This is a genomic window from Streptomyces sp. NPDC111656, assembly GCF_055656965.1.
In genome coordinates this window covers 154,453-179,029 of sequence record NZ_JBVKCA010000005.1, presented here as the reverse complement: position 1 = coordinate 179,029, position 24,577 = coordinate 154,453, and the positions used below count along the sequence as shown (strand labels likewise).

The window sequence follows — 24,577 nt, the reverse complement described above, 5'->3', positions numbered from 1 at the left end:
GGGAGCCGGTCGGGTGATCGGTCGGGCGGGGTTCAGGAGGCGGTCCTGGGTACGACCCATTCGTCGCGGGGGCGGTGCAGTGCCAGCCAGCGCTCCGCGTACGCCACCGCGTCGGCCACCGGGAACAGGCGTACGTCGGCCGCGCCCACCCGTCCCCGTACGACGGGGCGGTCCCGTTCGAAGTCGGAGCCCAGTTCGTCGAAGCGGTCGGAGTCGACGGAGACCTCCGTGACGACCTCCCACCGGGTCGCCCCCTGCGGGGATCGCACCGGGCGTCCCACCTCGACGAGCGGGGACGGTATGCGGTATTCGGCGAGGTGGAAGCTGGTGCACGTGTCGTAGCCCGCGCCGAGCAGGAGCACCCGGGCGTCGAGGGTCTCCAGGCGGGCCAGCGGGCTGCGCTCGCCGAGCCGGCAGTCGGGGGCGTGCCCCTCGACGATCTGCGCCGCGCGGGGGCCGAGGGCCGCGAAAGAGGTCTGGGGATGGGCGCTGCGCAGGGCGCCGGGCCAGGTGCGGACGGTCTCCGGGATCACGCCGACCCCGCGGCTGGGCGTCACGAGGGGGTCGTAGGCAGGCATCGTCGCCCGAATGGGCGACCACCACTCCTCGGGTACGGGCGGATTGCTCCACAGCGCCGGGTCGGAGAGGTCCCCGGACTGGGTGGGGACCACCAGAGTGCCGTCGGGACCGAGGGCGTCGAGCAGTCCCTGGACGACGGCGACGGCACCGCCGTTGACCCAGCCGAGGGACCTCAGGGAGGAGTGCGCGAGAAGCGTTTCTCCGGGCTGGACGCCCAGCTCCAGAAGCTGCGCGGCGAGGGTGTCGCGTGTGACGAGTGGGCCGGTCGGAGGGGGTGTCGACATGCTTCCCGAGTCTTGCGGAGAGCCGGTCCCGAAGCCAGTCAATTGATCGATCAAAGATCGTTTCCGCAGGTCACCTTAGGTATACCTAAGTGATGTAGCGCACCGCCCGCCTCCGGGGGCGCGGCTTGTCAGGCTCCAGGGAATTACGCAACAATGGCGTTGTGAAAAACGTTGGCGAGGCTCGGGAGACCCCCACGGGGGCCCCTCAGGAGGAACTCGCGACCGGTGAGCGTTCGACGCGCAACCGTGTCGCGCGGTCCATCCTGGACCACGGCCCGTCGACCGTGGCCGACCTCGCGGGGCGGCTGGGCCTGACCCAGGCCGCCGTGCGCCGTCATCTCGACGCGCTGGTCGCCGACGACGTCGTGGAAGCACGGGAGCAGCGGGTCTACGGAGCGCGTACGCGCGGCCGCCCCGCCAAGGTGTTCGCCCTGACCGACTGCGGCCGGGACGCCTTCGACCAGTCCTACGACAAGCTCGCCGCGGACGCGATGCGCTGGATCGCGGCGCGCGAGGGCGGGGACGAGGCGGTCGTCGCGTTCGCCCGCGCCCGGATGGCCGCCCAGGCCGAGGCGTACCGCAGGGCCGTCGAGGCCGCCGCGCCGGAGCAGCGCACCGAAGCGTTGGCCAAGGCCTTGAGTGCGGACGGGTACGCTGCTGCAGCGCGTAGCGCACCGGTCGGCGAGCAGCTCTGCCAGCACCACTGCCCGGTCGCTCATGTCGCCGAGCAGTTCCCGCAGCTGTGCGAGGCGGAGACCGAGATCTTCTCCCAGCTGCTCGGCACCCATGTTCAGCGGCTGGCCACCATCGCCCACGGCGACGGTGTGTGCACCACGTTCATCCCCAAGATTTCCGAATCCACCCATAACGCATCTGCAAGTACCGCCGGGAGGAACCCCGCATGACGCTCCCCATCGAGGAGACTGCCCACCCTGAGCTCGAGGGTCTGGGTACGTACGAATACGGCTGGGCCGACTCCGACGTGGCCGGTGCCTCTGCCAAGCGCGGTATCAACGACGACGTCGTCCGCGACATCTCCGCGAAGAAGAGCGAGCCGGAGTGGATGACCAAGCTCCGCCTCAAGGGCCTGCGCCTCTTCGAGAAGAAGCCCATGCCCAACTGGGGCTCGGACCTGTCCGGGATCGACTTCGACAACATCAAGTACTTCGTGCGTTCCACGGAGAAGCAGGCGGAGTCCTGGGAGGACCTGCCCGAGGACATCAAGAACACGTACGACAAGCTCGGCATCCCGGAGGCGGAGAAGCAGCGCCTCGTCGCCGGTGTCGCGGCCCAGTACGAGTCCGAGGTCGTCTACCACCAGATCCGCGAGGACCTGGAGGAGCAGGGCGTCATCTTCCTCGACACCGACACCGCACTCAAGGAGCACCCGGAGCTCTTCAAGGAGTACTTCGGCACCGTCATCCCGGTCGGCGACAACAAGTTCGCGTCGCTGAACACCGCCGTGTGGTCCGGTGGCTCCTTCATCTACGTGCCGAAGGGCGTGCACGTCGAGATCCCGCTCCAGGCCTACTTCCGTATCAACACGGAGAACATGGGCCAGTTCGAGCGGACGCTGATCATCGTCGACGAGGACGCCTACGTCCACTACGTCGAGGGTTGTACGGCGCCGATCTACAAGTCGGACTCCCTGCACTCCGCGGTGGTCGAGATCATCGTGAAGAAGGGCGCCCGCTGCCGCTACACGACCATCCAGAACTGGTCGAACAACGTCTACAACCTGGTCACCAAGCGCGCCGTGGCGTACGAGGGCGCGACCATGGAGTGGATCGACGGCAACATCGGCTCCAAGGTCACCATGAAGTACCCGGCCGTCTATCTGATGGGCGAGCACGCCAAGGGTGAGACCCTCTCCATCGCCTTCGCGGGCGAGGGCCAGCACCAGGACGCGGGCTCCAAGATGGTCCACATGGCGCCGAACACGTCGTCGAACATCGTGTCGAAGTCCGTGGCGCGCGGTGGCGGTCGTACGTCCTACCGCGGTCTGGTCGAGATCGGCGAGGGCGCCCACGGCTCGAAGTCGAACGTGCTGTGCGACGCGCTGCTCGTCGACACCATCTCCCGCTCCGACACCTACCCGTACGTCGACGTCCGCGAGGACGACGTGTCCATGGGTCACGAGGCGACCGTCTCCAAGGTCTCCGAGGACCAGCTCTTCTACCTGATGAGCCGCGGTCTGACGGAGTTCGAGGCGATGGCGATGATCGTGCGCGGCTTCGTCGAGCCGATCGCCAAGGAGCTGCCCATGGAGTACGCGCTTGAACTCAACCGGCTGATCGAGCTGCAGATGGAAGGCGCGGTCGGCTAAGACCCGCCGCCCGGAAAACAGCTGGTGGCCCGCCCTTCCCGGCGGGCCCGAGGATCTCAACCGACGCAGGAAAGAGAGCAGACCGACAGCCATGGCTGAGGCTCAGAACATCCCGGTGGGTTCCACCACCGCCGGACAGATCGCGGTGGCCGCCGAGTCGACCGTCGCCACGCGCATGAGCGCGCCCCCGTCCTTCGACGTGGCGGACTTCCCGGTCCCCCACGGCCGCGAGGAGGAGTGGCGGTTCACCCCGCTGGAGCGCCTGCGCGGGCTGCACGACGGGACCGCGGCCGCGACCGGCGACGGCCTGAAGGTCGACGTGGAGGCGCCCGCGGGCGTCGTCGTGGAGACCGTCGGCCGTGACGACGCGCGCCTCGGCCGGGCGGGCACCCCGGTCGACCGTGTCGCCGCCCAGGCGTACTCCGCGTTCGAGAAGGCCGGCGTGATCACCGTCCCCAAGGAGACGGTGCTCACCGAGCCCATCCGCGTCGCGGTGCACGGCGAGGGCGGGGTCGCCTACGGCCACCAGGTCGTGGAGCTCGGAGCCTTCGCCGAGGCCGTCGTCGTCATCGACCACACCGGTGACGCCGTGCTCGCCGCCAACGTCGACTACATCCTGGGCGACGGCGCCAAGCTCACCGTCGTCTCCGTCCAGGACTGGGACGACAAGGCCGTGCACGTGGGCCAGCACAACGCGCTGATCGGCCGGGACGCCACGTTCAAGTCCTTCGTGGTCACCTTCGGCGGCGACCTCGTGCGCCTGCACCCGCGCGTGGCCTACGCCGGCACCGGCGGTGAGGCCGAGCTGTTCGGTCTGTACTTCACGGACGCGGGCCAGCACCAGGAGCACCGTCTGCTGGTCGACCACAACACCCCGCACTGCAAGTCGAACGTCGCCTACAAGGGCGCGCTCCAGGGCGACGGCGCGCACGCGGTGTGGATCGGTGACGTCCTCATCGAGGCCAAGGCCGAGGGCACGGACACGTACGAGATGAACCGCAACCTGGTTCTGACCGACGGCGCCCGCGTCGACTCCGTGCCGAACCTGGAGATCGAGACCGGCGAGATCGTCGGCGCCGGACACGCCTCCGCGACCGGCCGCTTCGACGACGAGCAGCTCTTCTACCTGATGGCCCGCGGCATCCCCGCCGACGAGGCCCGCCGACTGGTGGTCCGCGGCTTCTTCGCCGAGCTCGTGCAGCAGATCGGTGTCGACGACATCGAAGAGCGGCTCCTCGTGAAGATCGACGAGGAGCTGGAGGCGTCGGTCTGATGACTGCCTCGTCGACGTTCGTACGCGCCTGTGGGCTGAGCGAGCTGGAGGAGGACACCCCGAAGCGGGTGGAACTCGACGGCACGCCGGTCTCGGTCGTGAAGACCGAGGGGGAGGTGTTCGCGATCAACGACATCTGCTCGCACGCGAACGTCTCGCTCTCCGAGGGCGAGGTGGAGGACTGCCAGATCGAGTGCTGGCTGCACGGCTCCGCGTTCGACCTGCGCACCGGCAAGCCGTCCGGCCTTCCCGCGACGCGCCCCGTCCCCGTATATCCCGTAAAGATCGAAGGGGACGACGTACTCGTCTCCCTCACCCAGGAGTCCTGAGGAACCCATGGCAACGCTTGAAATCCACGACCTGCACGTCACCGTCGAGGCCGACAACGCCACGAAGGAGATCCTCAAGGGCGTCGACCTGACCGTGAAGCAGGGCGAGACGCACGCCATCATGGGCCCCAACGGCTCCGGCAAGTCGACCCTCGCCTACTCCCTCGCGGGCCACCCGAAGTACACGATCACCAGCGGCACCGTCACCCTCGACGGCGAGGACGTCCTGGAGATGTCCGTCGACGAGCGCGCCCGCGCGGGCCTGTTCCTGGCGATGCAGTACCCGGTCGAGATCCCCGGTGTCTCGGTCTCCAACTTCCTGCGCACCTCCGCCACGGCCGTCCGCGGCGAGGCCCCCAAGCTGCGCACCTGGGTGAAGGAGGTCAAGGAGACCATGGAGCGCCTCTCCATGGACCCCTCCTTCGCCGAGCGCAACGTGAACGAGGGCTTCTCCGGCGGTGAGAAGAAGCGCCACGAGATCCTCCAGCTGGAGCTGCTCAAGCCGAAGATCGCGATCCTCGACGAGACCGACTCCGGCCTGGACGTCGACGCCCTGCGCGTCGTCTCCGAGGGTGTCAACCGCGTCCGCGAGACCGGTGAGGTCGGCACCCTGCTGATCACGCACTACACGCGCATCCTGCGCTACATCAAGCCCGACTTCGTCCACGTCTTCTCCGGCGGCCGCATCGTCGAGTCCGGCGGCGCCGAGCTCGCCGACAAGCTGGAGAACGAGGGCTACGAGGCTTATGCGAAGCATGAAGTCGACATGAAGGGTGGCGCATCCGCGTGACACAGCTGCCGGGCCTCCTCGACACCGAGGCGATCCGCAAGGACTTCCCCATCCTGGACCGTCAGGTCCACGACGGCAGGAAGCTCGTGTACCTGGACAACGCGGCGACCTCGCAGAAGCCGCGCCAGGTGCTGGACGCCCTGAGTGAGTACTACGAGCGCTACAACGCCAACGTCCACCGCGGTGTGCATGTGCTCGCCGAGGAGGCCACGGCGCTGTACGAGGGCGCGCGCGACAAGGTCGCCGCGTTCATCAACGCGCCGAGCCGCGACGAGGTGATCTTCACCAAGAACGCCTCCGAGTCGCTCAACCTCGTGGCCAACATGCTCGGCTGGGCCGACGAGCCCTACCGGGTCGACCACGAGACCGAGATCGTCATCACCGAGATGGAGCACCACTCCAACATCGTGCCGTGGCAGCTGCTGGCGCAGCGCACGGGCGCGAAGCTGAAGTGGTTCGGTCTCACCGACGACGGCCGCCTCGACCTGTCGAACATCAACGAGATCATCACCGAGAAGACGAAGATCGTCTCCTTCGTGCTGGTGTCGAACATCCTGGGCACCGTGAACCCGGTCGAGGCGATAGTGCGCCGCGCCCAGGAGGTCGGCGCGCTGGTCTGCATCGACGCGTCGCAGGCCGCGCCGCACATGCCGCTGGACGTCCAGGCCCTCCAGGCCGACTTCGTGGCCTTCACCGGCCACAAGATGTGCGGCCCGACGGGCATCGGCGTGCTGTGGGGCCGCCAGGAGCTCCTGGAGGACCTGCCCCCGTTCCTCGGCGGCGGCGAGATGATCGAGACGGTGTCGATGCACTCGTCGACGTACGCCCCGGCGCCGCACAAGTTCGAGGCGGGCACCCCGCCGATCGCGCAGGCGGTCGGTCTCGGCGCGGCGATCGACTACCTGAACGCGATCGGCATGGACAAGATCCTCGCCCACGAGCACGCGCTCACCGAGTACGCGGTGAAGCGGCTCGGCGAGGTCCCCGACCTGCGGATCATCGGCCCGACCACGGCCGAGGACCGCGGCGCCGCGATCTCGTTCACCCTGGGTGACATCCACCCGCACGACGTGGGCCAGGTCCTGGACGAGCAGGGCATCGCGGTCCGGGTCGGACACCACTGCGCACGCCCGGTCTGCCTGAGGTACGGAATTCCTGCGACCACGCGAGCGTCGTTCTATCTGTACTCCACGCCGGCCGAGATCGACGCGCTGGTGGACGGCCTGGAGCACGTCCGGAACTTCTTCGGCTGAGGGGCTGGCTGAGACGTGAAGCTTGATTCGATGTACCAGGAAGTCATCCTGGACCACTACAAGCACCCCCATGGGCGAGGCTTGCGGGATGGCGATGCCGAGGTGCACCACGTCAACCCGACGTGCGGCGACGAGATCACGCTGCGGGTGAAGTACGACGGCGAGCAGATCGCGGACATCTCGTACGAGGGGCAGGGCTGCTCCATCAGCCAGGCCTCGGCGTCCGTGCTGAACGAGCTCCTCGTCGGCAAGGACGTGTCCGAGGGTCAGAAGATCCAGGAGACCTTCCTGGAGCTGATGCAGTCCAAGGGCAGGATCGAGCCCGACGACGCGATGGAGGAGGTGCTGGAGGACGCGGTCGCGTTCGCCGGTGTCTCCAAGTACCCGGCCCGGGTCAAGTGCGCCCTCCTGAGCTGGATGGCGTGGAAGGACGCGACGGCCCAGGCTCTGGGCGAGAGCGCCGAGAGGAAGACGGCATGAGCGAGAACGAGACCCTGACGATGAAGCCGGCCTCGGAGGAAGAAGTCCGTGAGGCGCTGTACGACGTCGTCGACCCCGAACTGGGCATCGACGTCGTCAACCTCGGCCTGATCTACGGCATCCACATCGACGACGCGAACATCGCGACGATCGACATGACCCTGACGTCCGCGGCCTGCCCGCTCACCGACGTCATCGAGGACCAGGCCAAGTCCGCCACGGACGGCATCGTCAACGAACTGCGCATCAACTGGGTCTGGATGCCGCCGTGGGGCCCGGACAAGATCACGGACGACGGGCGTGAGCAGCTTCGGGCGCTCGGGTTCAACGTCTGAGTCCGCGCACACCTGCGCACACGTCTGTGGCCCCCGGCAGTTCGCCGGGGGCCACAGGTGTTCCTGCGCTCAGGACCAGCCGTCCACCACACGGAACGCCGAGTCCGAGCGGAAGAGCCGACTGTTGTCGTCTCTGTCCAGGCGGAGCTGGAAGTTGCGGTGGCGCAGATAGCGGCCCGGGTAGTTGATCGACTCCAGCATGACGGCGCCCGTGTACGGGGACGTCCGGGGGCAGAAGGTGGCGTCCTTCCGGAAGAGGTCGGAGCCGTCGTTGCGGTCGGCGCGCAGAGAGAAGTTGCGGTGGCGCAGATAGGCGCCGTCGGCGGTGGCGAAGGAGTAGCAGTTGGCGTTGCCGAGTCCCGCCACCACCTTGAAGCTGGCGTCCCGCTTGGTCGAGCCCGAACTGCCCGAATCCACCGGGTCGAGCCGTACGAAGCCGTTGCTCAGATGCCAGTAGCGGTTCGGGTAGTTGACCGACTGGACCGACTTCCGCGAGGAGACGGGCTTGGACTCGGGAGGCTTGCTGGACGAGGCGGTCTTCGACGGCTCGGGGGTGCCGGTGACCGGCTTGTCGTCGGACCCCTGTTCCGAGGGCCCTGGCGAGGCCGAGTCCGACGCGGTGGAGGTGGAGTCGGAGTGCCGCGGGGAGGACAGGGCGTTCTTGCCTGCCGGGGCCGTGGTGCTGCCGTCGGCCGAGGCGGAGAAGCCGGGTATGAACGGGACGTCGGTGTCGGAGGCGGTGTGGTTCGCCCGGTTCTTCGACGCGGCGTCAGTGTTGCTGTCCAGTACGGCGATGGCGGTCGCGGTGGCGATGAGCACCGCCACCGCGAGTCCGCCGGCCATCCACAGCCGTCGGGTTCCGGGCAGCCGTCCCTCGTCCGGGAACTCCCCGGACTCCCAGGGCACCGGCGGCTCGACGAAGGGAGGCAGTTCCGCGGGATAGGGAGTGCCTTGGGGGGTGGGGCGCCAGGCGGGTTCCTCCGAAGTGGGCACGGCCTGGTCGGGTCCGGGCTCGAGTTCGGGCTCTGGCGTTGTTTCTGGCATGCGCGTTCCTCCAGCGTCGCCCAAGGCGCACGCGGATTCGTCTACTGGTCTCAGCACAAGAGGGGGCGCAGGCACACGGAACGGCGGTAGCCGTGGAGACCCGGTGCGCGACTGGTGAAACAGTAGTGGACTTGGTGACTTCTGAGCAGCCGTTTCCCCGCTGATCCTGGTGGCCCCACGGGGATTCATGGGGGTTCATGGGATTTCATGGGCGTGGTGGCTTCACATTGCATTCTCAGTGTGATCCAAGTCCGGGCTCATCGGGGCGCGACAGCGTGAGGTCGTGTCCGCTTCTGTGCAACCCGCCCCCACGCGCCCGGTGTTCGTCCTCGGCTGCCCCCGCTCGGGAACCACGCTTCTCCAACTGATGCTGCACGCGCATCCACGGATCGCCCTGCCGCCCGAAACACGCTTCGTGCTCCCCGCCTACGAAGGACGGCTGGCGTTCGGCGATCTGGCGGAGCGCGACAACCGGGCCGGGCTCGCGCGCTGGATCACCGGCCGCAAGGAGACCCGCTTCCACGAGCTCGGGCTGGACGCCGGTCGCGTGGCCGAGCGGATCACCGACGGGCCGCCGACCCTCGGTTCGGCGCTCGGGATCGCGCTCCGGGCGTACGCCGAGGAGCACGGCAAGGTGCGCTGGGGCGACAAGCGGCCCGCGTACGCCCTGCACGTGGCGGAGATCCTGCGACTGTTCCCCGACGCGCAGTTCGTCCACCTCGTACGGGACGGCCGGGACTGCGTCGCCTCGCTGCTCCGGATGCCCTGGTGGCACCGGGGATTCCATGAGGCCGTGGCCACCTGGGCACAGGTCGTGGACACCACCCGCAAGTACGCGCGCGAACTGGGCCCGGACAGCTGGTACCCACTTCGCTTCGAGGACCTCGTGGCCGATCCCGCGGGTCAACTCCGGGGCGTGTGCGGGTTTCTGGGAGAGGAGTACGCCCCCGGGATGACCGAGCCGCACCGCGTCGCCGGCCTGGCCGTACCCGCCCGCAAGACCTGGCACCGGCGCACCCACGGCGCACTGGACACCTCCCGGGCGGGCACCTGGACCACCAGACTGACGCCCGATCAAATACGGCTGAGCGAGGCCGTATTGGGCGAACGGCTGACCTCGTACGGCTATGAACTCGCCGGAGCCGTCCGCCCCGACCCCGCCGAACTGCTGCGCTACCGGCGGGTGGAGGTACTGCGCCGGGCCGCCCACGCCAAGCGGCGGACGCTCGACCTCCTGGCGCGGGTGCGCGAACCGGGGCCGGTGGCCTGCCGGCCGGCTGTGGGGTGAGCTGTGGCGAGGGGCTCGCGCTCCTTGTGTACGCGCGTACGCATCGATGCGTACACTCGTACACATGGGATACGCACTGCTCGCCGGAGCCATCGCCTCCGAGGTGGCCGCCACGACCGCCATGAAGTACAGCGAGGGCTTCAGCAGGCTCTGGCCCTCGCTGGTGACCGTCCTCGGATACGTCATCGCCTTCGTGCTGCTCGCGCAGTGCCTCAAGACCGTCCAGGTCGGCACGGCCTACGCGATCTGGGCCGGCGCCGGCACCGCCGTCATCGCCGCGATCGGCATGGTGTTCCTCGGCGAGGCACTCAGCTTCACCAAGGTCGCCGGGATACTGCTGATCATCGGCGGTGTCGTGGTGCTGAACCTCGGCGGGGCCCACTGATGGCGGCGCGCCGCTACGACCCCGAGCGGCGGCAGCGGATCATCGACGCGGCGATCCGGGTCGTGGGCGCCAAGGGACTCGCCGGACTGAGCCATCGCACCGTCGCCGCCGAGGCCGATGTGCCGCTCGGCTCCACCACGTACCACTTCAAGACCCTCGACGAGCTCATGGTCGCCGCGCTGCGCCAGGCGAACGAGGGCTTCGCCAAGGTGATCGCCGCGCGCGGCGCGCTGGAGGACCCCGGGGCCGACCTCGCCGGCGAACTCGCCGGACTGATGGGGGAGTGGCTCGCGGGCGACCGTACGGGGGTGGAGCTGGAGTACGAGCTCTACCTCGCGGCGCTGCGCCGCCCCGCCCTGCGGCCCGTCGCCGCCGAATGGGTCCAGGACCTCGCCGAACCCCTCGCCCGCCGTACCGACCCCGTCACCGCGAGGGCGCTGGTGGCGCTGGTGGACGGGATCTGTCTGCAGGTGCTGCTGACGGGGGCCTCGTACGACGAGGGGTACGCGCGGGAGGTGTTGGGGCGGGTGATCGGCTGAGGGGGAGGGCTCGGCGCGAGGGGACGCGCGGGGTGCGGGGGCGGGGTCCTGCCGTGCGTCCCGCACAGGGGCGTACGGGGCGCCCGGCACGTGAGATGGCGGGTGGACCGGTTCGCTCGCGCGCCCCGGGCCGCGTTAGGTTTCACCCATGACCGACACGACTGCTACTCGCACCACCGGCGCCGTCGCCGCCGGCCTCGCCACCCTCACGGCCGACGGCACCGTCCTCGACACCTGGTTCCCCGCGCCCGAGCTGTCCGCCGAACCCGGCCCGGCCGGCACCGAGCGGCTGTCCGCCGAGCGTGCCGTCGAGCTGCTCGGCGAAGGCGCCGCCAAAGCCATCGGGACCGACGCCCGCCGGGGCGTCGAAGTGGTCGCGGTCCGCACGGTCATCGCCTCACTGGACGAGAAGCCGATCGACGCGCACGACACCTACCTGCGTCTGCACCTGCTCTCGCACCGCCTCGTGAAGCCGCACGGCCAGAGCCTCGACGGCATCTTCGGTCACCTCGCCAACGTCGCCTGGACCTCGATCGGCCCGGTCGCCGTGGACGACGTCGAGAAGGTGCGCCTCAACGCCCGCGCCGAGGGCCTGCACCTCCAGGTGACGTCCATCGACAAGTTCCCGCGCATGACGGACTACGTCGCCCCCAAGGGCGTCCGGATCGCCGACGCCGACCGCGTCCGGCTCGGCGCGCACCTCGCCGAGGGCACCACCGTCATGCACGAGGGCTTCGTGAACTTCAACGCGGGCACGCTCGGCACGTCGATGGTCGAGGGCCGCATCTCGGCCGGCGTCGTGGTCGGCGACGGCTCCGACATCGGCGGCGGCGCCTCCACCATGGGCACCCTGTCCGGCGGTGGCAACGTCCGCATCACCATCGGCGAGCGCTGCCTGATCGGCGCCGAGGCGGGCGTCGGTATCGCCCTCGGCGACGAGTGCGTGGTCGAGGCGGGGCTGTACGTCACCGCGGGCACCCGCGTGACCATGCCCGACGGGCAGATCGTCAAGGCACGCGAGCTGTCCGGTGCGTCGAACATCCTCTTCCGCCGCAACTCGGTGACCGGAACCGTCGAGGCGCGGCCGAACAACGCGGTGTGGGGCGGCCTGAACGAGATTCTGCACAGCCACAACTGATCACGGGTGGCCGTGACCCGCGGCCGCCTCCTCGACGAACGCCCTGACCAGCCGCCGAGCTGTCGGAGGCTGTCGGCGGCTGTCGACGTAGGTGACCATCGAGCGCCCTTCCACGGCCCCAGGACGGCCGGGAGGGCGCTCGCTGCCACTCCAGACATCCGTCCGCCACGCCTACTCCCCACGCTGCGAGAGTGTTCCGATGCTGCTGAATCCCGAGAACACTCTCTTCGTCCGTGGCGCCACGCCCGTGCTCCTGCTGGCCGACGCGCCTGTCCACGACGCCCTACCCCTCTTGGCCGCGCCCGACGGGGCGGTGCCCCGGTGCGAGGGTTGGGGCATCGTCCCCCGACTCACTCTGTGTGTCGTGGACGGACCCGGGGACCACGGGCTCGTCGTCCCCGCTCTTGCCGCGCCGGTGGTCGGCGGGGCCGACGACGCCGGGGCATCCGGCGACATGGCCGACTGGTGCGAGGACGCCGAGCGGGCCGGTGGAGCCGTGGTCCTGTCTTTGGACCGGTTGCCCGACATACTCGACTGGTCCGTCCTGCTGTCCTTGGGCACGGTCCGCGGCGGCTTCATGTCTGTGCCGGCTTGATCTCAGCAGTGCCGGAGCGGCTCACCAGCTGATCCTTCAACGCCGCGTATGCGCGCTCGATCTCGCCCAGGTACTGCTCCAGGCGGAAGTGAGCCTCCTCGATCACCGTGCCATCGAGGCCCGGGTACATCAGGTCGGACCAGACGACCGTCTCGCCCCGGAGCCGGACCCGGACGGTCAGCCTGTCCGGCCCCGGCTCGGGCTGCTCCTGGGCTGCCACATGCACGTTGCACGGCGTATCCGTCGGACAGAGCGGTCCGCCCGGACGGAGCAGTCGCCTCGGATCGAGGCCGGCCATTCTGCTGTCGCTGCGCGCGATCAGGTCGAGGCCGTCGACGAAGAGGCACGTGTGCACGGCGGCACACGCCGGCGGCCCAGGACACGCGCCGATGAGCAGCGTGCTCGCGACACCATCGCTTCGCCCGTCGGGCACGGTGGCCCGCAGCTCGCGCGGGGACCTACGCGGCATCCGCCTGATGTGACGTCATGGGCCGAGCCTATCGGCTGCGCCGCACCAGTTCGCAAGAGCGCGCAACCGGACCCGGGTAGCCGTGGGAATACGCCGACGCCCGCGTTCCCTTCCGCGCTGCGGGCGGGGTCCGCTTACCTCTCAGGTCATCGACCGGGGTGCGTCCGCATGCCAGGCTTCCAGCGTACGGAGTTCGACCGACCGGAAGGACACCATGCCCGCCTACGCCATCGCCCACCTGCAAGAGGCCGCTCCGCACCCGGAGATCGCCGAGTACATGGAACGCATACCCACCACCTTCGAGCCGTACGGCGGACGCTTTCTCGTGCACGCCGCGCAGCACGAGGTGAAGGAGGGCCGTTGGCCCGGGCACGTCGTCGTGATCGGGTTCCCGGGGGTCGCCGAAGCGCGGGCCTGGTGGGACTCACCCGCGTACCAGGAGATCGCGCCGCTGCGGTCGCGGCACATCGAGGGCGAGATCATTCTGGTCGAAGGCGTCCCCGAGGGCTACGACCCGGCCGCCACCGCAAGGGCGATGCGGGAGACCCTGCCCGCCGAGTAGCCCTCGAGCTCGGCCGGCGCGCCCTGTCGACCGTCGGTGTCGAAGCAACCTACGCATCGTCAGCTCGTGAGGATGACGAGTTGCCGGGTCGCTCGGGTCATCGCGACATAGCGGTCGACCGCTCCTTCGATGCCCTCGCCGAACGCCTCCGGGTCGATGAGGACGACCAGGTCGAACTCGAGCCCCTTCGACAGCTCCGGGGTCAGCGAACGGATGCGGGACGTCGTCCGGAACGAGGGATCGCCGATGACGCAGGCGATCCCGTCGGCGTGCGTGGCGAGCCAGGTGTCGAGGATCGAGCCCAGATCCGCGGCGGATCCGTGGACGACGGGAACGCTGCCGCCGCGGATGGAGGTCGGCACATTGGCGTCCGGGAGCACGGCCCGGATGACCGGCTCGGCCTCCGCCATGATTTCCTCCGGCGTCCGGTAGTTGATGCTCAAGGAGGCCGACTCGATCCGGTCGAGCCCGATCCGCTCGAGCCGTTCCCGCCATGACTCCGTGAACCCGTGCCTGGCCTGGGCGCGGTCCCCGACGATGGTGAAGCTCCGGGACGGGCACCGCAACAGCAGCATCTGCCACTCCGCGTCGGTCAGCTCCTGGGCCTCGTCCACGACGATGTGCGCGAACGGGCCCGCCAGCAGGTCCGGTTCGGTGCCGGGCAGCGCGCTCTCGTCGACCAGGGTGTCCCGCAGGTCCTGTCCGTGCAGCATGCCCAGCGCGCCCTCGCTCTCGTCGATCACGACGTTCTGCAGCAGGCTGTCGATGACGTCGGCCCTGCGCGCGCGTTCGGCGGCCACGGCCGCTTCGTTGCGACGCCTGCGTCGCGCCGCCTCCGGGTCGCCGAGCCGCTGCCGTGCCGCGTCCAGGAGCGGCAGGTCGGACACCGTCCAGGCCTGGGCGTCCTCGCGCTGCAGCTTTTGGACCTCGTCGGGGCCGAGCCAGGGTGCGCACTTGCGCAGGTAGGCGGGTACCGACCACAGATCCGAGACGAGGTCGGCCGCTTCGAGCAGCGGCCAGGCGCGGTTGAAGGCCAGCAGCAGCTCCCTGCTGCGCTGCAGCGACGTGCGGAGCAGGTCGGCCGAGACGTCGTCGTCATGCGCCGAGGCGTCGTCGTGCTTGTCCACCAGGATGGTGAGCAGCTCCTCCCAGACCTGGTCGCGGGCCTCGTTGTGCGGAGTACCGGGTTCCGCCGCTTCGAACGCCATGGCCCAGTCATCGGCGCTCAGCCAGATGTCGGACCAGTGGGTCGTGACCGTCATCCCCTTGGCGGGCGGCTCCTCGTAGAACCTGACGGCCGCCTCGATCGCCTTCACCAGGTTCGCGGACGACTTCAGGGCGGCCACGTCCGGGTCGGCCTCGGTCGTCGCCGCGGCCCCCTCGGCGACGAGGTCTCGCAGGACGCACGTCTGCACGCCCTCCTCTCCGAGGCTGGGCAGGACGTCGGCGACGTAGGCCAGGTAGGGCCGGTGCGGACCGACGAACAGCACGCCGCCCCGGCGGTGACCGAGGCGCGGGTCTGAGTGGAGGAGGTAGGCGGAGCGGTGCAGCGCGACGACCGTCTTGCCCGTACCCGGGCCGCCGTCGACGACGAGAGCGCCGCGTGATCCCGCGCGGATGATGGCGTCCTGGTCGGCCTGGATGGTGCCGAGCACGTCGCGCATCCGCCCCGACCGGTCGCCGCCCAGGCCGGCGATGAAGGCGGACTGGTCGTCGAGCGCGGCGTGCCCGGCGAACCCGTCCGACGTGAACACCTCGTCCCAGTAGTCGCCGATCCGGCCGCGGGTCCAGCGATACCTGCGGCGGCTCGCCAGCCCCATCGGGTTGGCGTGGGTGGCTCCGAAGAACGGCTCGGCGGCGGGGGAGCGCCAGTCGAGCAGCAGCCGACGACCCGTGCTGTCCGTCAGGCCGAGTCGTCCGACGTACACGGGCTCGGGGCCGTCCGCGCCGACCATGTGCCCCAGGCACAGGTCCAGACCGAAGCGGCGCAGCGCGCGCAGGCGAGCGGTCAGCCGGTGGATCTCGATGTCCCGGTCCATCGCCTGTTGGCCGAGCGCGCCGGGCGCCCTGCGCGCGGCGTCGAGGCGTTCGGTCAGCTCGGCGATCGACTGCTCCAGGCACTCCGCGAGGGCCGCGAAGTGCTGCTCGTCGCCGGCGATCAGTGTCGGGTCGGCCTTGGCGGAGAGACGGTCGGGAAGGTCGAACGCGCTGGTGGTCAGGGGGTTCACGTCGTTGGCTCCGAATGCTGCGAAGGTGAGGTCGCTCGTGACCCTTGCGCGCGGCAAGGCGTCCGGACCGGCGTGTGCGGGTTCTCGTGTGCGGGGTCCTGATGGGGACGGTCCCGTGTGACTCATGCGGACATGCGCGGCTTCTCCCGGCCGGTCATGCCGGTCATGCCAGCCATGCCAGTCATGTCGATCATGTCGAGGAGAAGCTTCGCGGCCACCGTCGCCCCGTCGGTGCGGATCGTGGCGGCCACGGCCCTCGCTCGGGCGCGAGTCCCGGGGGCCAGGGCCGTCCCGAGCGCGGCCGACAGGGACGCGACGGTCGGAGTCGGACCGTCGTGGGCCGCGCCGATGCCCAACTCGGCGACCCGGGCGGCCGTCGTCGTGGTGCCCGCGCCACCGTGGTGCACGACGGCGGCCACCCGGCCGAACAACACCTGCTGGTTGATCTCGCCGACGAAACAGTCATCGACGTCGTCGATCGGGACCAGGTCGGCCCAGCTGCGGGCAAGGAGCGCGCGCCGGCCGGCGTCAGGCCGGTCGCCGGCAGCGTCACGAACTCCTCGTCCGGCGGCGCGCACACCCGCACCTCCGCGCCGAGTTCCCGCGACCCCACCGCGAGTCCCGCCAGCGGTTCGACGCCCCCGCGCGATCCCCACGCCGACAACAGCACACGCACTTCGCGACTCCCCGTTTCCGCAGATTCCGGCCTCGGCCGGAGATTCTGCGGCACGACGGGGGCCTTGCCGCAAGCCCCCCGGTGCGCTATAAGTTGAGAGTGGCAAGGAGTGGGTCATCACCTCCTTGCCTTTTCTCTTGCTCGTCCGCTGTGGAATTGATCATGGATGCCGAAGCGCGGAAGAGCTTCCGGGAGTTCGTGGCGAATCGGTCGTCCATGCTGTTGAAGACGGTCGTACTTCAGGCGGCCGCCAACTCCTCGTACGCCGCCAGCAGTCCGTCGGTCACCTCGCGGCCGGCGGGCCGCAGCGGCGGGCGGACCGGACCCGCGGGCAGGCCGAGCCGGCCGAGCAGGGCCTTGGCCGTGACCGTGCCGGGCAGGCCCGACGACATCATCAACTCGATGAGCGGGACGGCGCGTTGTTGCCGACGGGCCGCCTCCGCCGTGTCCCCCGCCTCGAACGCGTCGAGGATCGCGCGGAAGGCGCCCGGGGCGGCGTTCGCCACCGTGCTGATGTATCCGGTCCCGCCGACCGCCCGCAGCGCGAGCACCTGCTCGTCGCAGCCCGCGTAGTACGCCAACTCCGTGCGGGCCAGCACCTTCTGGGTGCCGAGGAGGTCGTACGCGCAGTCCTTGACGGCGACGATCCGGGGGTGCTCGGCGAGCCGGATCAGGGTATCGGGCTCGATGCGGGTGCCGGTGCGGCCGGGAATGTCGTACAGCGTGAGCGGCAGTCCGGTGGCGTCGGCGATCTCGCGGAAGTGGGCCTCGACGGCGTCCTGCGGAGGCCTGCTGTAGTACGGCGTCACGACCAACAGGCCGTCCGCGCCCGCCTTTTCGGCCGCCAGGGCCAGTTCGACGGTGTGCCTTGTGTCGGCGGTGCCGACGCCCGCGACGATCACGGCCCGGTCGCCGACCGCCTCGCGCACGGCGCGTACGAGCGCGGACTTCTCGGCGTCGGTCGTGGTCGGCGACTCGCCCGTGGTGCCGGACAGGACCAGGCCGTCGCAGCCCGCGTGGACCAGCCGGTCGGCGAGCCGCCCCGCCCCGTCGAGGTCGAGCGCGCCCGCCTCGGTGAAGGGCGTGACCATCGCGCAGAGCGCACGGCCGAAGGGAGGAGTGGGGGAAGAGGTAGAGGCGGAGGGGGCTGAGGTCGTCATACGAGCTAGTCTCGGCAGCTCCACTGTGAAGCTCCACTTAATTCTTCTACGAGATAAAGGGAAGCATTGCTACCAGGTAGCCGCTTTCGCGAGGCCCTGGTGCCAACCCGGCCCCTCATGGGTCACCATGGCGGGGACGGAAGTCGACGGCAGATCGCGGGAGGCGTCATGAGGCTGGGCAAGGCACTCGCCACCGGAGTCGCGCAGGAGCGGACTCGCGCGGACGAAGACAATCTCCAACTTCCCGAGGAACTCCCCGAGAAGATCGAGGAGCTGGAGGCGTCCGTGCCCGAAGAGGTCCCGGTCGCCCGATGAGGCTGCGGCTCCCCGAGGAACGCCCGACGGAGCCGCCGACCGGATACAAGATCGCCCACCCGGTGCTGTCCCAGGACGGCACCCGGGCCGGGTTCACCGGCGTCTCACTGGGCGGCGCGGTGCCGTACGGAGTGCTGGACGAGGCGCGCTGCGTCTACGGGCTGCGGCACCGGGCGCCGCACCGCCGCTGCGACTGCGGCTTCCACTGCGTGCACGACTCGGCCACGGCCGAGGCCATGCTCTGCACCGCCGAGCACCGGGCGGCCGTTCTCCTGGAGATCTCCGTCCTCGGCGCCTACATCCGCTTCGAACAGGGGTTCCGCTACGCCCGCCAGCGGGTGCGGAGCGCGACGGTCGGTCCCTGCGCCTGCGGCGCGGTGGCCGCCGCGCTCGCGGACGCGGGCTGGGGGCGCTCCGGCTGGCGCGCCCTCGCGGCGGCCTGCGCGGGCTGCGTACGCGGTCGTACGTCCCTGTCGTTGGCGGGGTTCGCGCGGCTGGCCGGTGACGGGCTGCGGGTCCGCGCCGGGAGCGGGGCCGCGGTCGGAGATCTGCCCGCCGGGCTCGGGGTGTCCGAACTCGTGGCCGAGGCGGCACTGTTGCAGGCCCGGCTGGACTGGTTCCAGGCCCAGCTGGCACGTCTCGACCGGGGTGGGCCCCAGGGCTGAGTCCCCTCCTCCGATTCCCCGACAACTTGACCCGTCTGGACAAAAAAAGTGTTCGGTGAGACGGTGGGGTCATGTTGGACGTGACCGTGATCGAGGACGCCGAGGCAGCCGCCGTCTCGCTTGACCCCATACGGGCCCGGCTGCTGGCCGAGCTGGCCGCCGGGCCCGCGTCGGCCGCCATGCTGGCCGGAAAGGTCGGACTGCCGCGGCAGAAGGTGAACTATCACCTGAAGGCGCTGGAGCGGCACGGCCTGGTCGAGCTCGCGGGCGAGCGCCGCAAGGGCAATGTCACCGAGCGGCTGATGCGCGCGACGGCATCGTCGTACGTCATCTCGCCGCTCGCCCTCGCCGCCGTGCAGCCCGACCCCGACCGCTTTCGGGACCAGCTCTCGGCCCGCTGGCTGCTCGCCGTCGGTGCCCGGCTGGTCCGGGACGTGGGGGCACTGATCACCGGCGCGGCGAAGGCCCGCAAGCGGCTCGCCACCTACGCGCTCGACGGTGAGGTGACCTTCGCCTCCGCCGCCGACCGCGCCGCGTTCATCGAGGAGTTGACGCAAGGGGTCGGCGCGCTCATCCGCAAGTACCACGACGGGAACGCGGAGGGCGGGCGCGACCACCGGATCGTCGTCGCCGTCCACCCGACGCTCAAGCCGGAAGTCATCGCCAAGCCGGAAGCCATCGCCAAGCCGGAGGTCACCGCCAAGCCGGAGGCCATCGCCAAGCCGGAAGGCACCGTCACCCCGGAAGTCACCGTCGAGGCGGGGGCCGCCGCGACGCCGGAGGCCGCCCTCGCGGTGGACTCGACCCCGCCCGGCCAGGACTGAACCACAGGAGAACCATCACCATGTCCAAGGAATTCGAGATCGCCCGCGAGTTCGAGGTCGACGCCACCCCGGAGCAGATGTGGGAGGCGATCACCACCGGTACCGGCGGCTGGCTGTGGCCGATGGAGTTCGAGCCGCGCCAGGGCGGGACCGGGCCCTTCGGCTCCACGCTCACCAACTGGGACCCGCCGCACCGCCTCACCAGCCTGGTCGAGGACGTCGAGGGCATCTCCCAGCAGACCCTCAACCAGATCGACGAGACCATCGAGTCGCGTGACGACGGCCGCCGGTCCTGGGTGCGGTACGTGCACAGCGGAATCTTCGTCGAGGACTGGGACAACCAGTACGACGGCGCGAGCAAGCACACGGACTTCTATCTGCACACCCTGCGCCAGTACGTGACGCACTTCGCGGGTCGCCCGGTCGCCTTCGCCACCTTCGACGGGCCCGGCGCGTCCACGGCGTCCGACGCCTTCGCCGCCGTCGGGCGGGCGCTCGGCCTCGCGGACGACACGGCCGAGGGCGCGCGGGTGCAGGCCCGGGGACCCGAGGGGCAGCTCCTCGAGGCCGTGGTCGACTACCGCAACCCGTACTTCATCGGGCTGCGCACCGACGACGCCCTCATCCGCTTCTTCGGGCGCAACCACTGGGGTGCCCCCGTCGGCATGAGCGTCCACGACTTCGCGTCCGGCGCCGACGCCAAGCGCAACGAGACCGCCTGGAAGGGCTGGCTGAACGAGACGTTCGCCGCCTGACATCGGGCAAGGGAAGGGAAGAGCCCGGCCCCCCGGACGACGGGGCCGGGCTCTTCCCTTCTCGGGGCTGTGGCCTCATCCACAGCCCCTACAGGCCTACGGCCGGAACCGCAGTACCTGCGGGTCGTGGTCGCTGATCTGGTCGGAGAACTCCGAGTTGACGTGCACGCTGTCGTAGTCGAAGTCGCAGCCCTTGCGAATCGACGGGCTGACCAGGATCTGGTCCAGGACCTGCTGGTTGCCCTGGTAGTCGTACGTGTAACGCTCGCTCTTCGGCAGCGACTTGATCGCCGACCAGAGCTCGCCGTCACCCTCGAGGATCTTGGTGGTGTCCGAGAACTCGAAGTCGTTCATGTCGCCGAGGGCGAGCACGTCGGCGTTCTTCTGCGCCTTGAGGATCTCGTTGACGAAGGAGTTCACCGCCGTCGCCTGCAGATGACGCTGGGTCTCCGAGCTGCGGGCCGGGGGCTGGTACTGCGCGGTCAGCCCCTGGTCACCGCCCTTGGAGTTGAGGTGGTTGGCGATCACGAAGACCGTCTTGCCACGGAAGACGAACTCACCGGCCAGCGGCTTGCGGCTGGACGTCCAGGCCGTGTTGGCCGGGTCGATCCGGCCGGGGGAGGCCGTCAGCTGGGCCTTGCCGTGCACCTTGGTGACACCGACGGCGGTCGTCGAGTCGCCGCCCGCGCGGTCCGTGAAGGAGACCCGCTCCGGGTTGAACAGGAAGACCTGGCGGATGTTGCCGCCGGGCTCGCCGCCGTCCTTGTCGTTGACCGGGTCTATGGAACGCCAGTCGTACTTCGGGCCGCCCGCCGCGACGATCGCGTCGATCAGCTTGGTGACCGTCTGGTCGGCGGCGACCGTGCCGTCGTCCGTCGCGCCGTTGTTGTCCTGGATCTCCTCCAGGGACACGATGTCGGGCGACTGCAGGTTGTTCACGATCGCGGCCGCGTGGGCGGCGAACGTGCCGTCGCCCGGGTCCAGGTTCTCGACGTTGTACGTCGCCACGGCCAGCTCGCCGCGCGACTGCTTGCGGGTCGTCTCGCGCTTCAGGTCGCCCTTCTCCAGGGTGCCCAACTGGCTCGCGACGAGCGTGTAGCCGCCGAACTGGTTGTAGTCGAGCGGGCCCGCGGTGGTGCCGGCGAGCTTGTCGCCGACGTTCGCGACGGGGAAGTCGGCGGTCGAACCGAGGGACTGGATCTGCAGGCGTCCGCTGTTCTGCGAGGTGTACGCGCCGTAGATCGTGCCGCCGCGGCGGGTGACGTTCTCGTGCGGCTTCACCGTGACCCACAGCTCGCTGTACGGGTCGGTGGCGGTGACCACGCGGGTGTCGGCGACCTGGACGTTCATGCCCTCGAGGGACTCGTAGTAGTCCAGGGCGTACTTCGTCGGCTGCAGGGTGAGCGCGTTGATCGAACCGCTCGCGGCCGTGTCACCGGCGGGGGTGTAGGCGGCCGGCACGGAACGGCTGTTGACGACCGTGGGCGCGGGGACCGCGTTGCCGGACGACAGCACCGTGATCGTCGGCTTGGTGATCTCCGTCAGCGACTGGTTGCCGGAGGAGGCGCCGCCGGGCACGTACTCCGAGACGGTGCCCGTGACGGTGACCGAGTCGCCGACGGCGACCTTCGGGGTGGAGCTGGTGAAGACGAAGACGCCCTCACTGGTGGCCGGGTCGGTGTCCGGGGTCGGGTCCTGGATCCAGAAACCCCGGGACGAGCCGTAGGTCCGCAGGGCCGTGACGATGCCCGCCACGTCCGTGACCTTCTGGCCCGCGTAGGGGGACGTCCGGGTGGTGCCCTGGATGTCGTGGATGTGGACGGTGTCCGCGTGGGCGGGTGCGGTCAGCACCACGGCGGAGACGGTGGAACAGACCGCGGCTACGGTCAGCGCGCCGATGCGCGCGGTTCTCTTGCTCGGCAAGGGAATCCCTCCGGGGACGTACATGAGCGCCGGGACGAGGGTGGAACGTGTAGGGGTAGCGCGACCTGTGTGCGGGTCGGTGACGCGCGTAGAAGCTGGTGAGACAGGTGCCCCTCTGAACTTCTACGCGCGTCAATCTCGTGTGTGGGAAGGGGAGTTGTCAAGGATGGAGTGATGTACAACTCCTGACAGGGACATGAACCGGGCGGCATGGGTGGAAATCCGTCTAGGCTGAGCCGTCGACGCGGCTTTCCGGCGTGGCGTCCGGACCCTCGGGTCCGGGGGCGGTGCGAGGGCGCGCCGGATGTCCTGCGGGGCGATGTCCTTATGGACTCGGTGGGCGTCCAGCGGGGCTCTGGTGGGCGTTCTGCCGGGTCGGGCGGATGCGCGTTGCCGGGCTCCGGTGGGTGTCCTGCCTGGGTCGGGTGATGCGTTGCCGGGCCCCGGTGGGTGTGGTGTGCCGCCGGATCCGGGGGTGCGCTGCCGGGCCCGGTGGGTGCGCTGCCGGACCCCGGTGGATGTCACGCTTGTTCCGCTCGCCATGCTTGTACTGCGTTTCCTGCTTGTCATGCTTGGTCGGTCCCGCCGGTCGGGTCGCCCGGTTCCGCTCGTTCGGGCCGTTCGATCCCGCTGTTCGGGTCCTGATTGTTCGGAGGAGAACCCAGCCGATGTCAGAGAGCTCCCCCTTGCCGCCGGTGCGGCTGACTTCCGAAGCGGAACTGGCGCGGGACGCGCTCGCCACACCGCTGCTCTCCCGCGCCGCACGGCTGGCCCGCTGGGCCGGCCCGGACACGCGGGTCGGCGCCGGGGGCGAACTCGTCGAGGAACAGCTTCCCGGGGCGGCCGACGCGCTCGGGCTCACCGGCGACGACGCGGCGGCGACGGCCAGTGAGGCCTGGCGGGTGGCCGTCGACACGGGGCTCGTCGAGATCGTGGACGAGGAGGAGGGCACGGTCGCCGCGGGCGCGGACCTCGCGCTGCTCACCTCCGGAGCGCCGCGGGACGTCCTCGGGGTGTGGCGCACCGCCCTGGAGACCGTACTGGCCGACGCGAGCGTGCCCGACCTCGACGACCTCGTCGACGCGATGGACGGCGGCGGGGAGATCGACTTCTCCTCGCTGGACTGGGACCCCGAGGCCGAGGCCGAGTTCCTGGACGGAGTGCTCGGCAATCTGTACCTGCTGACCGTGAGCGAGGGCGGGGCCGGCGAAAGCCCGGTGCCGCTGCCGGCTCTCGCCGCGTCCATGATCGTGCCCGACGACATGGGGGAGCCGACCAACGACGTACTGGAGCAGGTGTCGGACGCGATGATGCGGCTCGACGACCAGTTCCGGCTGCTCGAACCCGTCGGCCTCGTCGACTTCCAGCCGGTCGACGAGACACTGATGGCGGACACCGACGAGGAGTCCTCGGCCGCCGCCGACGAGGCCGACGTGTCGCGGTACGGAATGGTACGGCTGACACCGCTCGGCCTGTACGGGCTGCGGGCGCGGCTGCTGGAGTCCGGCCTCTCCGCCCCCGCGGTGGGCGACCTGGCGGACAAGGGCGCGGACGCGCTGCTGGACGGCACCGCGGACTTCCCGCCGACCGCCGCCCGGGCCGAGACCGAGCAGTGGCTCGCTCGGCGTGAACCCCTGGCCGCCGCACGGGAGTTGCTCGCCGCGGCGCGCGGTGGCGACGCCGGGGCGCCGCTGCGCCGGCTGCACTGTCAGCAGGCGCTCTCGCTGGTCGGCCTGGAGGCCGAGCCCGCGCTGCGCGAGGTCCTCGACGACGCCGAACTGGGCGGACTCGCCCGGGTGTGGCTCTCCGAACACGGCGCTGCCGACGTGCCCCCGCCGTCCGAGGCGATGATCTTCTGGCTCACCATCGACACGATCGCCGCGCAGCTCGCCGCCGAGGGCAACTCCGCCGAGCTGCAGGGACTGGTCGAGGGCCTCGCCCAGCAGCACGGCGGTTTCTTCGCCGCGGCCTGGCGTGTCGACCATCCGGCCACCCCGGACGTCCTGGAGGCGATGGGCCGCCTCCACCCCGACAAGAAGGTCGCCAAGGAGGCCCGCAAGGCCGCCTTCAAGGCACGTTCACAACAAGGGGGTTGAGCGGGCCGGGACCGGTCGAGGGGCTTCCCGTGCTCCCGGCCCCGAGCGGGCGCTCGTTCCTCGGCTCTGACGGGGCGCTCGTTCCTCGGCCCCGGTGGGCTTCGCCCGTTCTCCGGCTCCGAGGGGGGGCGCTCGTTCCTCGGCCCCGGTAGGGCTTCACCCGTTCCTCGACCTGGTGGGCTTCGCCCGTTCTCCAGCCTCGGAGGGGCGCGGGTCTCTGGCCTGCGGGGGGCTTCGCCTCTTCCTCGGCTCCGGTGGGGTGTCGC

At 70.2% G+C, this 24,577-nt stretch carries 25 protein-coding genes and 1 pseudogene; 19 read left to right on the top strand and 7 right to left on the bottom strand.

Features of this window, described 5'->3' with window-relative positions:
• Positions 1–32: 32 nt before the first annotated feature.
• On the bottom strand, positions 33–863 hold the full coding sequence (locus ACZ7M3_RS17075; protein ID WP_472064116.1) for an AAC(3) family N-acetyltransferase: 831 nt from the start codon (positions 861–863) through the stop codon (positions 33–35).
• A 161-nt stretch (positions 864–1,024) separates the two neighbouring features.
• On the opposite strand from ACZ7M3_RS17075, the gene ACZ7M3_RS17070 reads away from it, so the two are divergent.
• The 8 genes from ACZ7M3_RS17070 to ACZ7M3_RS17035 all read left to right on the top strand — a co-directional run bounded on the left by ACZ7M3_RS17070 (position 1,025) and on the right by ACZ7M3_RS17035 (position 7,649).
• Complete coding sequence (locus tag ACZ7M3_RS17070) at positions 1,025–1,768, top strand: helix-turn-helix transcriptional regulator (protein ID WP_097226267.1); 744 nt, start codon at positions 1,025–1,027, stop codon at positions 1,766–1,768.
• A complete protein-coding gene (gene sufB / locus ACZ7M3_RS17065; RefSeq protein ID WP_067364231.1) occupies positions 1,765–3,189 on the top strand; it encodes a Fe-S cluster assembly protein SufB in 1,425 nt (474 codons plus the stop codon). The genes ACZ7M3_RS17070 and sufB overlap by 4 nt, the downstream gene beginning before the upstream one ends.
• A 91-nt stretch (positions 3,190–3,280) precedes the next feature.
• Entirely contained in the window at positions 3,281–4,462 is a 1,182-nt protein-coding gene (sufD, locus tag ACZ7M3_RS17060; protein ID WP_472064113.1) for a Fe-S cluster assembly protein SufD, read from the top strand.
• Complete coding sequence (locus ACZ7M3_RS17055) at positions 4,462–4,791, top strand: bifunctional 3-phenylpropionate/cinnamic acid dioxygenase ferredoxin subunit (RefSeq protein WP_054235896.1); 330 nt, start codon at positions 4,462–4,464, stop codon at positions 4,789–4,791. The genes sufD and ACZ7M3_RS17055 overlap by 1 nt, the downstream gene beginning before the upstream one ends.
• Positions 4,792–4,798: 7 nt before the next feature.
• Positions 4,799–5,581 (top strand): Fe-S cluster assembly ATPase SufC, encoded by a 783-nt coding sequence (sufC, locus tag ACZ7M3_RS17050; RefSeq protein WP_450433430.1) that lies wholly within the window; start codon positions 4,799–4,801, stop codon positions 5,579–5,581.
• Positions 5,578–6,834: a cysteine desulfurase gene (locus tag ACZ7M3_RS17045; RefSeq protein ID WP_054235894.1), complete on the top strand. Its 1,257-nt coding sequence runs from the start codon at positions 5,578–5,580 to the stop codon at positions 6,832–6,834. The genes sufC and ACZ7M3_RS17045 overlap by 4 nt, the downstream gene beginning before the upstream one ends.
• A 15-nt stretch (positions 6,835–6,849) precedes the next feature.
• Positions 6,850–7,314, top strand: a complete 465-nt coding sequence (gene sufU, locus ACZ7M3_RS17040; RefSeq protein WP_266415309.1) for a Fe-S cluster assembly sulfur transfer protein SufU — start codon at positions 6,850–6,852, stop codon at positions 7,312–7,314.
• On the top strand, positions 7,311–7,649 hold the full coding sequence (locus ACZ7M3_RS17035) for a metal-sulfur cluster assembly factor (protein WP_054235892.1): 339 nt from the start codon (positions 7,311–7,313) through the stop codon (positions 7,647–7,649). The genes sufU and ACZ7M3_RS17035 overlap by 4 nt, the downstream gene beginning before the upstream one ends.
• Before the next feature lie 69 nt (positions 7,650–7,718).
• Here the strand turns inward: ACZ7M3_RS17035 and ACZ7M3_RS17030 are convergent, their stop codons facing one another.
• On the bottom strand, positions 7,719–8,693 hold the full coding sequence (locus tag ACZ7M3_RS17030) for an AbfB domain-containing protein (RefSeq protein ID WP_472064109.1): 975 nt from the start codon (positions 8,691–8,693) through the stop codon (positions 7,719–7,721).
• A gap of 283 nt (positions 8,694–8,976) precedes the next feature.
• Here ACZ7M3_RS17030 and ACZ7M3_RS17025 point away from each other — a divergent pair, with 283 nt between their 5' ends.
• From ACZ7M3_RS17025 to ACZ7M3_RS17005, 5 genes are all read left to right on the top strand, one after another.
• On the top strand, positions 8,977–9,981 hold the full coding sequence (locus ACZ7M3_RS17025) for a sulfotransferase family protein (protein ID WP_472064107.1): 1,005 nt from the start codon (positions 8,977–8,979) through the stop codon (positions 9,979–9,981).
• Positions 9,982–10,045: 64 nt separating this feature from the next.
• Positions 10,046–10,366: a DMT family transporter gene (locus ACZ7M3_RS17020; RefSeq protein ID WP_060902166.1), complete on the top strand. Its 321-nt coding sequence runs from the start codon at positions 10,046–10,048 to the stop codon at positions 10,364–10,366.
• Positions 10,366–10,905 carry a TetR/AcrR family transcriptional regulator gene (locus tag ACZ7M3_RS17015; RefSeq protein WP_067364252.1) on the top strand — a complete coding sequence of 180 codons (540 nt, stop codon included), beginning with the start codon at positions 10,366–10,368 and terminating at the stop codon, positions 10,903–10,905. Before ACZ7M3_RS17020 ends, ACZ7M3_RS17015 begins: the two co-directional genes overlap by 1 nt.
• A gap of 148 nt (positions 10,906–11,053) precedes the next feature.
• Entirely contained in the window at positions 11,054–12,043 is a 990-nt protein-coding gene (dapD, locus tag ACZ7M3_RS17010; protein ID WP_452963423.1) for a 2,3,4,5-tetrahydropyridine-2,6-dicarboxylate N-succinyltransferase, read from the top strand.
• 199 nt (positions 12,044–12,242) lie between these two features.
• Positions 12,243–12,638: a hypothetical protein gene (locus ACZ7M3_RS17005; RefSeq protein ID WP_472064104.1), complete on the top strand. Its 396-nt coding sequence runs from the start codon at positions 12,243–12,245 to the stop codon at positions 12,636–12,638.
• Here the strand turns inward: ACZ7M3_RS17005 and ACZ7M3_RS17000 are convergent.
• Positions 12,619–13,107: a hypothetical protein gene (locus tag ACZ7M3_RS17000; RefSeq protein WP_472064102.1), complete on the bottom strand. Its 489-nt coding sequence runs from the start codon at positions 13,105–13,107 to the stop codon at positions 12,619–12,621. The two genes, ACZ7M3_RS17005 and ACZ7M3_RS17000, sit on opposite strands and share 20 nt — an antisense overlap.
• A gap of 214 nt (positions 13,108–13,321) precedes the next feature.
• Between ACZ7M3_RS17000 and ACZ7M3_RS16995 the strand changes: the two genes are divergently transcribed.
• On the top strand, positions 13,322–13,669 hold the full coding sequence (locus ACZ7M3_RS16995; protein WP_472064100.1) for a DUF1330 domain-containing protein: 348 nt from the start codon (positions 13,322–13,324) through the stop codon (positions 13,667–13,669).
• Positions 13,670–13,728: 59 nt separating this feature from the next.
• On the opposite strand, the gene helR is transcribed toward ACZ7M3_RS16995, so the two are convergent.
• The 3 genes and pseudogenes from helR to dapA form a co-directional block, all read right to left on the bottom strand.
• Positions 13,729–15,897 carry an RNA polymerase recycling motor ATPase HelR gene (helR, locus tag ACZ7M3_RS16990; protein WP_472064098.1) on the bottom strand — a complete coding sequence of 723 codons (2,169 nt, stop codon included), beginning with the start codon at positions 15,895–15,897 and terminating at the stop codon, positions 13,729–13,731.
• 122 nt (positions 15,898–16,019) lie between these two features.
• A pseudogene (locus ACZ7M3_RS16985) lies at positions 16,020–16,421 on the bottom strand (glycosyltransferase); the annotation flags it as partial.
• A 391-nt stretch (positions 16,422–16,812) separates the two neighbouring features.
• Positions 16,813–17,733: a 4-hydroxy-tetrahydrodipicolinate synthase gene (dapA, locus tag ACZ7M3_RS16980; RefSeq protein WP_472064096.1), complete on the bottom strand. Its 921-nt coding sequence runs from the start codon at positions 17,731–17,733 to the stop codon at positions 16,813–16,815.
• A gap of 168 nt (positions 17,734–17,901) precedes the next feature.
• On the opposite strand from dapA, the gene ACZ7M3_RS16975 reads away from it, so the two are divergent.
• The 4 genes from ACZ7M3_RS16975 to ACZ7M3_RS16960 all read left to right on the top strand — a co-directional run bounded on the left by ACZ7M3_RS16975 (position 17,902) and on the right by ACZ7M3_RS16960 (position 20,292).
• Complete coding sequence (locus ACZ7M3_RS16975; protein ID WP_165854120.1) at positions 17,902–18,048, top strand: hypothetical protein; 147 nt, start codon at positions 17,902–17,904, stop codon at positions 18,046–18,048.
• Positions 18,045–18,713, top strand: a complete 669-nt coding sequence (locus ACZ7M3_RS16970) for a hypothetical protein (protein WP_472064094.1) — start codon at positions 18,045–18,047, stop codon at positions 18,711–18,713. The genes ACZ7M3_RS16975 and ACZ7M3_RS16970 overlap by 4 nt, the downstream gene beginning before the upstream one ends.
• A gap of 71 nt (positions 18,714–18,784) precedes the next feature.
• Positions 18,785–19,537: an ArsR/SmtB family transcription factor gene (locus tag ACZ7M3_RS16965; RefSeq protein ID WP_472064092.1), complete on the top strand. Its 753-nt coding sequence runs from the start codon at positions 18,785–18,787 to the stop codon at positions 19,535–19,537.
• 20 nt (positions 19,538–19,557) lie between these two features.
• Complete coding sequence (locus ACZ7M3_RS16960; RefSeq protein ID WP_472064090.1) at positions 19,558–20,292, top strand: SRPBCC family protein; 735 nt, start codon at positions 19,558–19,560, stop codon at positions 20,290–20,292.
• Between the two features lie 96 nt (positions 20,293–20,388).
• Here the strand turns inward: ACZ7M3_RS16960 and ACZ7M3_RS16955 are convergent, their stop codons facing one another.
• A complete protein-coding gene (locus tag ACZ7M3_RS16955; RefSeq protein ID WP_472064088.1) occupies positions 20,389–22,215 on the bottom strand; it encodes an endonuclease/exonuclease/phosphatase family protein in 1,827 nt (608 codons plus the stop codon).
• 668 nt (positions 22,216–22,883) lie between these two features.
• Here ACZ7M3_RS16955 and ACZ7M3_RS16950 point away from each other — a divergent pair.
• A complete protein-coding gene (locus tag ACZ7M3_RS16950; protein ID WP_472064086.1) occupies positions 22,884–24,311 on the top strand; it encodes a hypothetical protein in 1,428 nt (475 codons plus the stop codon).
• Positions 24,312–24,577 lie beyond the last annotated feature (266 nt).